This window comes from Gordonia sp. CPCC 205515, from assembly GCF_048537925.1.
In the GTDB taxonomy this organism is placed as follows: domain Bacteria; phylum Actinomycetota; class Actinomycetes; order Mycobacteriales; family Mycobacteriaceae; genus Gordonia.
Genome location: NZ_JBCLVJ010000011.1, coordinates 113,971 through 127,356, shown reverse-complemented (window position 1 = coordinate 127,356; position 13,386 = coordinate 113,971). Strand labels below are relative to the sequence as shown.

Annotated in this window: 11 protein-coding genes; 4 read left to right on the top strand and 7 right to left on the bottom strand. The window is 67.1% G+C overall.

What is annotated here, in order from left to right; all coding sequences use genetic code 11:
* Positions 1-16: 16 nt before the first annotated feature.
* Positions 17-550: a hypothetical protein gene (locus AAFP30_RS18090; RefSeq protein WP_419231370.1), complete on the top strand. Its 534-nt coding sequence runs from the start codon at positions 17-19 to the stop codon at positions 548-550.
* 18 nt (positions 551-568) lie between these two features.
* On the opposite strand, the gene pgi is transcribed toward AAFP30_RS18090, so the two are convergent.
* From pgi to AAFP30_RS18065, 5 genes are all read right to left on the bottom strand, one after another.
* Positions 569-2,260 (bottom strand): glucose-6-phosphate isomerase, encoded by a 1,692-nt coding sequence (gene pgi, locus AAFP30_RS18085; protein ID WP_419231369.1) that lies wholly within the window; start codon positions 2,258-2,260, stop codon positions 569-571.
* 71 nt (positions 2,261-2,331) lie between these two features.
* Positions 2,332-3,171: a mycofactocin-coupled SDR family oxidoreductase gene (locus AAFP30_RS18080; protein WP_419231368.1), complete on the bottom strand. Its 840-nt coding sequence runs from the start codon at positions 3,169-3,171 to the stop codon at positions 2,332-2,334.
* A gap of 139 nt (positions 3,172-3,310) precedes the next feature.
* Complete coding sequence (locus AAFP30_RS18075; protein WP_419231367.1) at positions 3,311-3,907, bottom strand: nuclear transport factor 2 family protein; 597 nt, start codon at positions 3,905-3,907, stop codon at positions 3,311-3,313.
* Positions 3,908-3,941: 34 nt separating this feature from the next.
* Complete coding sequence (locus AAFP30_RS18070) at positions 3,942-5,180, bottom strand: MFS transporter (RefSeq protein WP_419231366.1); 1,239 nt, start codon at positions 5,178-5,180, stop codon at positions 3,942-3,944.
* Between the two features lie 278 nt (positions 5,181-5,458).
* Complete coding sequence (locus AAFP30_RS18065) at positions 5,459-5,818, bottom strand: chorismate mutase (protein WP_419231365.1); 360 nt, start codon at positions 5,816-5,818, stop codon at positions 5,459-5,461.
* Between the two features lie 46 nt (positions 5,819-5,864).
* Between AAFP30_RS18065 and AAFP30_RS18060 the strand changes: the two genes are divergently transcribed.
* A complete protein-coding gene (locus AAFP30_RS18060) occupies positions 5,865-7,712 on the top strand; it encodes a hypothetical protein (RefSeq protein ID WP_419231364.1) in 1,848 nt (615 codons plus the stop codon).
* Between the two features lie 11 nt (positions 7,713-7,723).
* Here AAFP30_RS18060 and AAFP30_RS18055 read toward each other — a convergent pair whose 3' ends face one another.
* Positions 7,724-9,316: a hypothetical protein gene (locus AAFP30_RS18055; RefSeq protein WP_419231363.1), complete on the bottom strand. Its 1,593-nt coding sequence runs from the start codon at positions 9,314-9,316 to the stop codon at positions 7,724-7,726.
* 103 nt (positions 9,317-9,419) lie between these two features.
* On the opposite strand from AAFP30_RS18055, the gene AAFP30_RS18050 reads away from it, so the two are divergent.
* Together AAFP30_RS18050 and AAFP30_RS18045 are read left to right on the top strand one after the other, a co-directional pair.
* Positions 9,420-11,903: a UvrD-helicase domain-containing protein gene (locus tag AAFP30_RS18050; RefSeq protein WP_419231362.1), complete on the top strand. Its 2,484-nt coding sequence runs from the start codon at positions 9,420-9,422 to the stop codon at positions 11,901-11,903.
* A 47-nt stretch (positions 11,904-11,950) separates the two neighbouring features.
* Complete coding sequence (locus tag AAFP30_RS18045; protein WP_419231361.1) at positions 11,951-12,241, top strand: hypothetical protein; 291 nt, start codon at positions 11,951-11,953, stop codon at positions 12,239-12,241.
* A gap of 36 nt (positions 12,242-12,277) precedes the next feature.
* Here AAFP30_RS18045 and AAFP30_RS18040 read toward each other — a convergent pair whose 3' ends face one another.
* Positions 12,278-13,384, bottom strand: coding sequence for a M23 family metallopeptidase (locus tag AAFP30_RS18040; RefSeq protein ID WP_419231360.1), 1,107 nt, complete (start codon positions 13,382-13,384; stop codon positions 12,278-12,280).
* Positions 13,385-13,386: the final 2 nt, after the last annotated feature.

Genomic DNA, 13,386 nt, shown 5'->3' with positions numbered 1-13,386 from the left:
GCGTAAGGTAACCCATGTGTCGGCAAAGCAAGGGCAAGTGGTCGCCAATGGCGCGTTCGCGTTATTCGGTCAACGACGACGAGACGAGGTCACCGAAGTGTTGACCGACGTCTTCGGTCGCGACGATGTCAGCGCATTGGCGTGCGACTGGCGGGGCATCGTCTACTTCACGCTGTCCGACGACGAGGAGGTCGACGCCGACACGGTGATCGGGTTCGACCCGTCCAGCGGCAGCTCCGGACCACTCACCTCTGTCGGCGACGTCCTCGCCGCGGTGCGTTCCGGTGACATCGCCGAGGCCGTCGACGTGGCGAGTTTCGATGCCTGGCGCACCGCGACCGGCACCCGGTCGTTGGACATGGGGGATTGCGTCCCACCCGCGACCTTCGAGTTCCTGGGTGGCGATCCGGCCGAACGCGCCTCGGAGCCGCAGGATCTCGTCACCCACATCGCGGTCGCGGCAGCGTTGATGGGGCGACTGGAAGCGCTCGGTGTCGAACCGGGCGACGAGATCCCCGACGAGGTGTTCGACGCCGAACGGTGGCAGTAGAGCTGGTGCGCGCCAGTGTTACTCGGCGCGACCGCGGTGTGAACGGTACCAGCGCACCAATTCGTCGGTCGACGAATCACCCTGCGGGGCAGGCGGTTGCGCGTCGACGATGGCGCCGAGCAGCTCCTTGGCCTGGGTCTTGCCGAGCTCGACACCCCACTGGTCGAAGGGGTTGATGCCCCAGATGGTGCCCTCGACGAAGACCTGATGCTCGTAGAGCGCGACGAGCTGGCCGATCACCGACGGGGTGAGTCGGGGCGCGAGGATCGACGTGGACGGACGGTTACCCGGCATCACCTTGTGCGACACGATCTTTGCCGGCACGCCTTCGGCGGCGATCTCGTCGGCGGTCTTGCCGAAGGCCAGCACCTTGGTCTGGGCGAAGTAGTTGCTCATCAGCAGGTCGTGCATGGAGCCGGTGCCGTCGGCAGTGGGCAGATCGTCGGTGGGCTCGGCGAAGCCGATGAAGTCGGCCGGCACCATCCGGGTGCCCTGATGGAGCAGTTGGTAGAAGGCGTGCTGACCGTTGGTCCCCGGCTCGCCCCAGAAGATCTCGCCGGTGTCGGTGGTGACGTGATGACCACTCGCGGTCACCGACTTGCCGTTCGACTCCATCGTCAGCTGCTGCAGGTACGCCGCAAACCGGGCCATGTCGTTGGAGTAGGGGAGCACCGTGCGGGTCTGCGCATCCCAGAAGTTGGCGTACCAGAGGCCGATCATGCCCAGGAGGACCGGCGCGTTCTGCTCGAGCGGTGCAGTGCGGAAGTGTTCGTCGACGATGTGGAAGCCGTCGAGGAACTCGCCGAAGCGCTCCTTGCCGATCGCCGCCATCACCGACAGTCCGATCGCGGAGTCGACGGAGTAGCGGCCGCCGACCCAATCCCAGAAGCCGAACATGTTGGCGGTGTCGATACCGAACTCGGAAACCGCGTCGCCGTTGGTGGACACCGCGACAAAGTGTTTGGCGACCGCGTCGGTGGACGCCCCGAGTTCTTTGAGGAGCCAGGTACGCGCGGCGGCCGCGTTGGTCAGCGTCTCCAACGTGGTGAAGGTCTTGGACGCGATGATGAACAGCGTGGTCTCGGCGTCGAGGTCGGCGAGCGTGCCGACCATGTCGGCGGGGTCGACGTTGGAGACGAAGTGACAGCGGATGTCGGTGTCCACGTAGTGGCGCAGCGCCTGATAGACCATCACCGGTCCCAGGTCCGAGCCGCCGATGCCGATGTTGACGACGTCGGTGATCGCCTTGCCGGTGTGGCCCTTCCACTCGCCGCTGCGCAGTTTGTCGGTGAACGCGCCCATCGCGTCGAGGACCTCGTGCACGTCGGCGACCACGTCCTGGCCGTCGACGTGCAAGGTTGCGCTCTTGGGCAGGCGCAGCGCGGTGTGCAGGACGGCGCGGTCCTCGGAGGTGTTGATGTGGGCGCCGGCGAACATGTCGTCGCGCCGATCCTCGAGGCCAGCCTCGCGGGCGAGGCTGAGCAGCAATTCCAGTGTCTCCCGCAGCACGCGCTGCTTGGAGTAGTCGATGTGCAGATCGCCGACGTCGATCGTGAGTTCGTGTCCGCGGTCGGGGTCGACGGCGAACACCTCCCGCAGGTGCATCGCGAACACGTGCGGCTGGTGGGCGGCCAACGCCTGCCACGACTGGGTTGCGGTGATGTCGTGGTGGTCGCTGGTGTCGAAGTCGCTGCCGGAGACGTCGCTCATGGTTCTCACCCTATGTGGTTGCCGACGCGCGTGCGTCGGCAACCAACGGGTCGGCTCCTAAGTCGATCCGGCTATTTGATGCAGTAGCCGGCGTCCACCTTGAGTTCGGTGCCCGTCACGTATCGCGCCTCGTCGGAGGCGAGGAACAGGATGGCATTGCTGATGTCGACCGGGTCGACCCACGGGACCGGAAGGGCGTTGGTGGTTTCGAAGATCGGCGCGGCATCCTCCATGGTCGGGTGCTCGGCGTCGGGCATGAACAGCTTGTACGTTGCCTCGTTGAGGATCATGTTGGTGGCCACGCCGGTCGGGTGCACGGAGTTGACCCGGATCGAGTGCGGTGCGAGCTCGAGGGCCAGGGTCTTCATCAGGCCGACGACGGCGTGCTTGCTGGCGGTGTAGGGCGCGACGTTCGGGGTGCCCTTGATGCCGGCGGTGGAGCTCGTGATGATGATGGACCCGCCGTTGCCCGCGTCGATCATCGCCGGGATTGCGGCCTTGCAGGTCTGCCACACGCCGGTCAGGTTGATGTCGATGACGTCGCGCCAATCGCTCTCGGTCACCAGGTGGGTTTCCTCGCCGAAGATGAAGATGCCGGCGTTGGCGCTGACGATGTCGAGCCGGCCGAACTCGGCCACGCCGGCCTGCAGTGCCGCGGTGACAGCTTCGGCGTCGCGGACGTCGGCCTTGCGGGCCACGATCCGCCGGTCGAGCTTCTCGACGGCGGCCACCGTCTCGGCCAGATCGTCCTCGGTGGCGCCGGGATAGAACCGCGTGACGCTCGGTACCTCGGCGCACAGGTCGAGTGCGATGATGTCGGCGCCCTCCTGCGCGAGTCGGATGGCGTGACTGCGGCCCTGCCCGCGTGCAGCTCCGGTGATGAATGCGACCTTGCCCGACAACCTGCCCATGACTGACGTCCCGTCTGCTCGAGGGGCGTCGCCTCGTCGCGGCGCCCCCTGCCGTGCTATCAGCGGGAGGCGGGTGTGTCAAGCATCACAGCCGCGCCTACTTGGCATGAGTGGCTGCAACGCAACATCTTTGGCGACTTCAGGAGCCGCCATGCAGCCAGCGGTGATGGGCGTCGAGGTACTGCGCGGTGACCTCGGGTCGGTCCGTGCCCGGGATGTCGTCGTCGACGGTGTACCCACGCTCGGCGAGGACCGCGGCGAGGTACTTGAAGGGTCGTGCGGTCGGGAACTCGTAGCCCGCCAGCGGTGACGGATCGTCGGCGGGATTGGTGAGCCCGACGATGTCCTGGTAGTACAGCATCGTCAATCCGGCGATGCGCCAACCGCTTTCCGTGCGGATCAGCCGTTGGTAGAGGCGGCCGTGCGAAGTGAGCGTGATCGCGACGCCGGCCAGCGATCCCTGGGCGTGCACGGCGCACGGTTCGTGGGCCAGCGCGCGGTCGCCCACGATATCGACGCTGACCGCGCCGATGTCGTGGAAACTGCGACTGCCCGCGTCGTACATGCGCTGCGAGGCGTCGGTGAACTCCGGACCGGTGCCGGTGAACCAGCTCAGCTGGACGTGGGAGTCCGGCGTGAAGCACGACCGCATCGCCTCCCACTGGGCGGTGTCGCGGCTGGCGCGTTCGCGCAGCACCACATTCGTGATGGCGGTGATGTCGTCGGTGGTGGTCATTGCTGGTTCTCCGGTCGGTTCGCGGGGTTCCGGTTCACATCTGGGGGATCGGGTCGCCCACGGAAACCGCTGTGCTGGTGCTGCGTTCGGCGAGCAGTGCGGCGACGAGGGCGATCGCCGCGAACCCGGCGAAGTTGGCGAATGCCGGGAGGCCGGCCAGGAACCCGCCGAGAATCGGCCCGCACACGCCGCCGATTCGGCCGACACCACCGATGACACCGATGGTCGTGCCGCGTGCCTGCGCCGGAAGTTGCTGCGCGGCATACCCGTACACGACCGGCTGCATGCCGATCGTGCCGGCGCCGGCGAGCAGCAGGGCGAGGTACAGAATCGGCTGCGGCGGGTTGATCGCCAGAGTCAGAATACCCAGGGCCCCAAGGGCGAAACCGGCGATGGTCACACTGCGCGGGCCGATGCGGTCGGCGATCCGGGCGCCGCCGGCAGTGCCGACGACGGCGCCGAGGCTGAACACACTGAGGAACACCAGCGAGGAGCCGAGCGAGAAGCCCGCCGACTTCATGATCTGCGGCAGCCAGGTCAGCAGGCCGAAGGACAGCAGTTGGCAACAGAAGGTGATCGCGACGAAGGCGGTCAGCATCCGAGCGTTGCGACCGTGCAGCAAGACCCGCGGACCCGACTCTGATGTGTTGGCCGCCAACGCTTCTGCACCGCGCGGCGCGTCGGGTGCCCACTTCTTGAGCTTGACCATGCCGATCGGGACGATGAGTAGCAGTGGCACGACACCGCCGATGAAAAAGACGCCGCGCCAACCGGTGTCGGCGAGGAGCGCCAGCGCCGTCAGGGCGGCGATCAGGGTACCGATGGGCAGGCCGGTGAGCATCACGCCGTTGATGAAGTTCCGCCGCAACTCCGGGGCGACGCCGAAGGTCAGAGCGATCGCCGCGGGTGCGAGACCACCGAGACCGAAACCTGTTGCCAGACGAGCGAATGCGAGGATGGCCGGATTGGGGGCGAGAGCGCAGGCGATCATACCCACCGAGAACCAGATGATGGCGGCGAGGAACAGTCGGCGCGCGCCGAACCGGTCGGTGAGGACGCCGGCGGCGATCGAGCCCACGCAGGCGCCGAGCAGCGCGGTGCTGGCGATGACGCCGACCGCGCCGGTGGTCAGTCCCCAGCCGGGCTCGGTGAGCAGGTCGGGAACGGCGGCACCGAAGATGCCCAGGTCGTAGCCGTCGGCGGCGATCGCCACAAAGGACAGGATCGCGACGCTGACGTATGCGGGTATGCGGAAACGCTGAGCTTCGGTCATGGGAAAGCAGGCCCTTCGGGGTGCTGGCGGCGGTGGCAAACCGTCTATCCGCGAGACGAATGGGAGGTCCAGAGCGGTTCGAAATCGATCATGATTAATTGCCTGGATCATACTGTGCCGGTGACTCGGATCACTTGTCAAGGGTTCCGGGAAAATTAACCATGATTAATTAAGCGTCGTCGAAGAGGTGCGTCGACACACGTGGGTCGCAGCGCACACGACAATGGCCGCCGCGGGAAACCCGCAGGCGGCCAATCGATCAATCGATCAGGGGAGGGTCAGCGGCCGAGCGGCCCTCGACCCAACCGCAGCAGCAGCATGGCCAATGTGTGGCCTTCCTGCCCGAGCTCGGCGAAGCGGTCGAGGACCTTGACCTCGCGGCTGTGCACCAGGCGCGGGCCGCCCGACGCCATGCGGGCGGCACCGATCTTCTTCGAGACCGCGGACCGGCGTTTGATCGCGGCGAGGATCATCGCGTCCATACGGTCGATCTCGAGGCGCAGCACGTCGATGTCGTCGGGGAGGGCGCCGACTTCGGACGACAGGTTGTAGGCATCCACGTCGAACGGGAGTGCGGTGCCTTGGGTGGCGGCCTGTTCGTCGGGGGTCTGCTCGTCGGAGGTCTGGGCGTCGGTCACCCGACCGATTTTGCCACGCGGTTCTCCGCCCCTGAGACTGGAGGCCATGCTGAGCAGGCGGACGGTGTCGTCGGTGGCCATCGCGTTGATCGTTGCGCAACTCGTGCTGCGTGGATGGCTGGCCCTGACCGGCAATTTCTACTGGGACGATCTGATCCTCATCGGGCGGGCGTCGTCGCATCCGATCCTCAGTTGGGACTACCTCGGGCACAGCCACGACGGACACTTCATGCCCGGCGCGTTTCTGGTCGCCGGGATCACCACGGTGCTCGCGCCGGTGCAGTGGCTGCCGCCCGCCCTCACCCTGCTGCTACTGCAGGCCCTGGCGTCGGTGTGCGTGTGGCGCCTCGTGCGGTTGCTGGCCGGTCCGGCCGCCGGTGTGGGAGCACTTGCCGCCCTTGCCTTTTACCTGTTCAGCCCGATGACGGTGCCGGCGTTCGCGTGGTGGGCGGCGGCGCTGAACTCGCTGCCGATGCAGGCGGCGATGGCGTGGATCGTCGCCGACGCCGTGCTCCTGGTGCGCTCCGGCCGGGGCGCGGCCGGAGCGACAACGATCATGGTCCGGTCGTCGATAGTGTTCGTGATCGCGCTGGCATTCTTCGAGAAATCATTGTTCATCCTGCCGGTCGCGTTCGTCACCGCGGTGCTGGTCTGCCGTCGCCCCGCCGACGACTCTGACCGCCCCGACACCGCTGTCGACTCCGCGTTGACCCGCGCGTTTCTCGGTGCCCGCACCCTGTGGGCATCGCTGGGTGTGATCTTCGTGGTGTGGATGCTGCTGTACTTCTCGGTCGCCGATGCCACCGCCGGCCAACACTCACTGCCTCAGACCTTCCGCCTGGTGTGGCGCTCGATCAACGAGGCGGTCATCCCGTCGCTCGTCGGTGGACCCTGGCACTGGGATCGCTGGGTGCCGAGTCCGCCCATGGGTTTTCCGTCGGTGTGGATGATCGCGGCCGGCTGGGTGGTGCTGGCCGCGGCGGTCGCGTGGGCGCTGATCCGACGCCGCGGGTGTCTGCCGGTGATCGTGTGCGCGGCGCTCTACGTCGTGGCTGCGCAGATTCCCGTCATGTGGAACCGGTCGAGCGCCAACACCGCGCTGGAACTGGCGCAGACCATGCGCTATCTGCCCGACGCCGCGCTGGTGATCGCCATCGCCATCGCGCTGATCGCCGCGGCACCGAAGCCTGCCGAGGCACCCACCGACGCCGCCCGCCACGCCCGCGACGAGCCGGACGCGGCGTCGCGCACCGCCGCGGTCGCGGTGCTGGTCGGCGCGTTGGTCATCGTGTCGGCGTCGATCTCGTTGGTGTCGTTCTCCCGGTCGTGGCGCGACGACCCCACCGGCGACTACCTGGCCAACGCGAAGGCATCGCTGGCGGCCAATCAGGATCACGCGATGTTCGACCAGTCGCTACCGCTCGAGGTGCTGCTGCCCGTCGCCTATCCCGACAACCAGATCAGCCACACCTTCGGGCGGGTGGCCGAACGCCCCGAGTTCGCGTCGAGCACCGACCGACTCACCGTGCTCGACACCACCGGCGCGATGGTGCCCGGCGCGGTGACCCAGGCCCGTCGCATCCCGGCCGGGCGCGGCGCCTGTGACCGGCCAGAGGTGACCGGACCGACCCGGCTGCGGCTCGACGGCCCGCTGATTCAGTGGCGGTGGACCCTCGCCCTCGGCTACTGCGCCGATCGCGACGGCGAGATCAGCATGGAACTTGACGGGGGGATGCCGGTCCGGGTGCCGGTGCGCGCGGGTCTGCATGTCGTCTACGTGCAGCTCGGCGGCCACGGCACGGCCGTTGCGCTGACCCCGCGTACGCCCGGATTGTCGCTGCACACCGGTGAAGGCCGGGTGGGTGAGGTCGTCGACGCGCGCCTGATCGGCTGATCGGCTGAGGGTCAGTCGGTGGTGGGTGCCTGCGGGTAGACGCGCAGTTTCTCGAAGTCGGCTCCCTGCGACAACGCCAGCGCACGCAGCGCGTCGGCGAACCTGGTCTCGGCGACGAAGTAGGTGATCTCGCGGTCCCCGGACGCGGCGAGCTGTTTCTTGAGCTGATCGGTCAGCAGCGTGGTGCCCGACCAGTTGGGGTCGAGCGTCGTACCGGTGACGTGCTCGTCGTAGCCGGGGGCGAAGGCGACGAAGAGGTTCCCGTCCGGTCCGAGCCCGTCGAACATGTAGTCGCCGACCTGGACACCGTAACTGCTGGGCAGGCCGGTGATCTGGTCGTTGTACTTCGCCGCATCCTCTTTCTTCGAGCCGGTCCGGACCATCGCGATCTGCGACTTCGACGACTTCTCCTGGTTGTCGATGTAGTCGGTCAGCGTGTCCGCGGTGAGCTCCCGGAACGGCAGATACTGATACTTCGTCGTCGGTTTGACGACGTTGCCCGACGGCAGATTGGTCGCGGTGCAGGTGGCGGTGGCCTTGGCTCCGTAGGCGACGGCGACAACCCGGGTGCAGGTTCCGCCGCTCGAGCCCGGCGGCTGGTTGTCGACGGCAAAGGTGACCGTCAGCCCGAAGTTGACGTGCCCGTTGAGCCCCTTCAGTGAGTCGGCGAAGGTGGGCAGGATGGCGCCGCTGACGGTGGTGACGAAGTCGCAGGACGCGGGTGTACAGGCACCCGGTCCGGGGCCGGTCGACACCCGGTTGCCGGCGAGCGGAATCCCCGGAGCGGGGGTGCTGAGGACCTCGGGGACCAATGCGCGTTCATCGGTGAACAACTGGGTGAGATCGTCGGTCGACAGCGGCGTGACGTCGGTGTCGAGGTTGTACTGGGTGGCGCCGTCGGTGAACTCACCCTTGATGTGGGTGACGGTCCCGTTCTCCGGGTCGAAGGCGGTCTCCATACTGCCGACCTGCACCTTGTCAGTGCCGTTCATGGTGATCACGGGGTCGCTGGTCGGCCAGTACCGCGCGTCGGGGAGATCCTTGTTCGGTGCAGCCAACTCGAGGCCGGGCTCGGGGGCCTTGACCCGTTCGGTGTTGCCGATGCGGCCGGACAGCGCGATCGGCGACAGCAGTTGTCCGAAGTCGGGCATGCCGGAGAACGACAGTTCCGACCAGGTGTTGTTGGTCGGCGCGAGGTCCAGGTACTGCAGCACCGAGGTGCCCTTGAAGAGTTCGGTCCACAGCTGCGACGGGCCGTTGATCCACCGGTAGTTGCCGATCTGCCGGTACTTCGCGGTGTTGTTCGCGTACGTCACATCGCCGGCGGCGTTCTTGGTGGAGGTGACCGTGAGGTCTTTGAAGTCGAAGGTCCGCGCCGACGAGCCACTCGACGTGCTCGTCAGCTTTCCGGTGTACCGGGCGCCCGGGCTCGTACCCAGCTTGAACGCCACGGTGTCGAGGCGTTGTTGCGCGGCGAACGCAGCGGTGGGCGTCGGTGATCCGGTGTGCGGAAACGGGATGAAACTGACCACCACCGCGGCGACCAGTGCGACGAGTCCGACGGCCAATACGACCGCCGGGACGGTGTTGCTCTTCGGCTTCATCACGACTCCCCCCGATGTCGGCATATCCTAACCGGCGACAGTGACGATTCGGCGCCACGTCGGTCATCTCCGATGTCGGGGGCCTGCAGTAGCCTGAACCGTGATGACAAGCTCCACCCGGGAAACGGCCCGCACCTCGTCGGATGCCGGCGCCGACGATCGTTCCGCACACCTTCTCGACGGCCTGAATCCGCAGCAGCGCGCGGCGGTACTGCATGCCGGTTCGCCGCTGCTCATCGTCGCCGGCGCGGGTTCTGGCAAGACGGCGGTGCTCACCCGGCGGATCGCCTACCTGCTCGCCGAGCGCGACACCACGCCCGGGCAGATCCTCGCGATCACCTTCACCAACAAGGCTGCCGCCGAGATGCGGGAGCGGGTCATCGGCCTGGTCGGGCCGCGCGCGGCCTACATGTGGGTGTCGACCTTCCACTCGACGTGCGTGCGCATCCTGCGTGCCCAATCGGCTCTGCTCGGCACCCGGAACTCCAACTTCTCCATCTACGACTCCGACGACTCGAAGCGGCTGCTGGGGATGATCATTCGGGACCTCGAGCTGGACCCGAAGAAGTTCAGCCCACGGGGCGTCGCGGTCTCCATCTCGAACCTGAAGAACGAGCTGATCGGCCCGGACGAGGCGCGCGACGCGGCGTCGGAAGACGAGCCTTCGGTGCTCGTCGTCGCGCGGATCTACGCCGAGTATCAGCGTCGTCTGGCGGCCGCCAACGCCTTCGACTTCGACGACCTGATCGGCGAGACGGTGTCGCTGCTGCAACGCCATCCCGAAGTCGCCGAATACTACCGGCGCCGTTTCCGGCACGTGCTGGTCGACGAGTACCAGGACACCAACCACGCCCAGTACATGTTCATCCGGGAACTCGTCGGGGAGGACTCCGACGGGGCGGCGGTGCCGCCGTCGGAGCTGTGTGTGGTGGGCGACGCCGACCAGTCGATCTACGCCTTCCGCGGCGCGACCATCCGCAACATCGAGGAGTTCGAACGGGACTTCCCGAACGCGGAGACAATCCTGCTCGAACAGAACTACCGGTCGACCCAGACGATCCTGTCGGCGGCCAACGCGGTGATCGCGCAGAACTCGAATCGCCGCGACAAGAAACTGTGGACCGACTCCGGCGACGGCGACCTGATCGTCGGGTACGTCGCCGACTCCGATCGCGAAGAGTCGATGTTCATCGCGAAGGAGATCGAAGAACTCACCGACTACTCGATCGGCGGGTCGTCGAGCTTCTCCTACGCCGACATCGCGGTGTTCTACCGCACCAACACCGGCTCCCGCTCGCTGGAGGAGGTGTTCGTCCGCCACGGCATCCCGTACAAGGTCGTCGGCGGCACAAAGTTCTACGAGCGCAAGGAAGTTCGCGACGTCGTCGCCTACTTGCGGGTGGTCGCCAACCCCGACGACTCGGTCAGCCTGCGACGCATCCTCAACACTCCGCGCCGGGGCATCGGCGATCGGGCCGAGGCGTGCGTGGCGGTGCATTCGGAGAACCGCGGCATCAGCTTCTACGAGGCACTCGTCGAGGCGGCCGAGGGCAAGGTGTCGTTGCTGAACACGCGCGCCGTCAAGCAGATCGGCGGATTCGTCGAACTCATCGAAGGTCTGCGCAACGACTTCCTCGCGACCTTCGGTGCGGCCGGTGAGAGCACCGAGGACGTTGCTGTCGTCGACGCCACCGAGGAGGGCGCCGACATCGGCGAGTTGGTCGACGCGATCGTCGAACGCACCGGCTACCGCACGGAATTGGAGGATTCGCGCGATCCGCAGGACGGTGCACGCCTCGACAACATCAACGAATTGGTCGCAGTTGCACGGGAATTCAGTGCCGAGGCGGCTGGACTGGCGGCCTCCGACGACATCGATGATCTTGACGATCTTGACGAAATCCCGGTGAATGACGGTGAGCCCGAACCGGGTTCGCTGGCGGCGTTCCTGGAGAAGGTGTCGTTGGTCGCCGACGCCGACCAGGTGCCCGACGAGGGTGACGGTGTCGTCACGATGATGACGCTGCACACCGCGAAGGGGCTGGAGTTCCCGGTTGTGTTCGTAACCGGTTGGGAGGACGGGCATTTCCCGCATATGCGGGCACTCGGCGACCCGGCGGAGCTCAGCGAGGAACGTCGGCTGGCGTATGTGGGTATCACCCGCGCCAAGCAACGCCTGTACCTGAGTCGCGCGATGACCCGCGCGTCCTGGGGGCAACCCGTCTCGAACCCGGAATCGCGTTTCCTGCAAGAGATTCCGCAGCATCTGCTGGACTGGCGCCGCACCGAGCCGCGTCGGTCGGCGAGTCGCCACCGCGGATCGTCGGGCGGGGTGTTCGGCCGCGAGTCGGGATTCGGCAGCGATGTCCGCGGGCGGTCGTCGTACTCCTCGGACCCGGCCCGCGGACGCAACAAGCAGGTGAACTACGACGTCGGCGACCGGATCAATCACCCCAAGTATGGGATGGGCAAGGCGGTGGCGAAGGAGGGCAGCGGCCCGACCGAACGGATCGTCTTCGATTTCGGCGGCAGCGTCGGACGCGTCGCACTGATGACCCTCGGCGGGCTGCCGGGTGAGAAGCTGTAGATCCGCAGATCCCACACGCGACGCGTCGCGCTCCGTAGGATCGGGGCATGAAGCAGTCAGACGGCGAGTACTACGTCACCGGCGACGAGATCGCGGCATTCCGCGACTCGGGCAAGAAGCACTGGTACATGCGGGAGGACGGGTCGACCGACCTGTATTCCGACGAACTCGAGATCACCCACGGCTGGCCGATCTATCTCATGGCGCGCGACGACCAGTGGTTCGCCAAGTGGGACGGGAAGTTCGAGGAGGGCGCCGAGGCCGACCTCAACCCGCACCTGATCAAGACGTTCGAAGAGCTGATCCTGCAGGGGAACTGGCCGCACGATCAGGACTGAGGTACTGAGCCCCGGGCGCGTAGGTTCGCTCGGTGGTCAGCCGCCGACGTAAGCGGACATGTGCACGCCGTGCGCGGCGAGCCACGGCGCGGGATCGATCTTGACGGTGCCGTTCTTCCAGACCTCGAAGTGGCAGTGCGGGCCGGTGGAGAAGCCTTCGCTGCCGACCAGAGCGATGACGTCGCCTGCGGTGACGTGCTGGCCCTTCTGCACGAGGACGCCCGACGAGGCCATGTGGCCGTACATCGTGACGGTGCCGTCGTTGGCGCGGACCTGTACCCAGTTGCCGTAGCCGGACGCCGGTCCGGCCTCGATGACGACTCCGTCGGTGGCGGCATGGATCGGGGTGCCCAGCGGGGCGGCGAAGTCGACGCCGCCGTGGAAGCTGCCCCAGCGCATCGCGAAGGTGGAGGTGAACTGGTACTGGCCCAGCGGCAGGGGAGACATGAACATGGGGCGGCGCAACAGATTCTCGCGGGCTTCTTTCGCGGAGGCGAGATCCTTGCCGACGGCCAGCTGGTCGGTGAAGGTATCCATGTCCTTCGCCGGATTGGCGGCGGCCACGCCCGGTCCCAGATCCGGGGCCTGTCCGGCCGGATCGACGTTGGCGGCGTTGGTCGGCGTGGTGGTCGAGTCGGTGGTGGCGACCGCGGCTGCGGCGACGGCAGCGCCGGCGGCCATCGCGATCAGCGCGGCGCGTCCACCCTTGAGGGCGGTCGGCGGGGCGGCGATGCGGTGACGCCCGCCGCGGCGGGTGGTCTCGCCTGCGGTGGCCGGCCTCGTGCGGAACGGCTTCTCGTCGTCGATGACAGAGAGTGCGGCGTCGGCCTCGGTGGCGGTCAGTGTGACCGAGTCCGGGTGAGCGCCGTCGATGTCGAACGGGTCGTCGCGGTAGGCGTCGAACTCGGACTCCGGGATCAGGATGTCCTGAGTGATCTCCGACCGCGTCGGACGGTAGTGACGTTCCCAGGCTGTCGAATGCCAGTCCGTCGAATCCCAGGAGGTTGCGGACTCGTCGATCGGGATGATGGCGGTCATCTCCGACGCGGATTCGTGCCAATCACGATCGTCGTCGACGTGGGCGATGCGCCCGGTGGTCGTGACCGGCCCGGCGGAAGTGCCGCGTCCCGTCAAATCGTCCACCC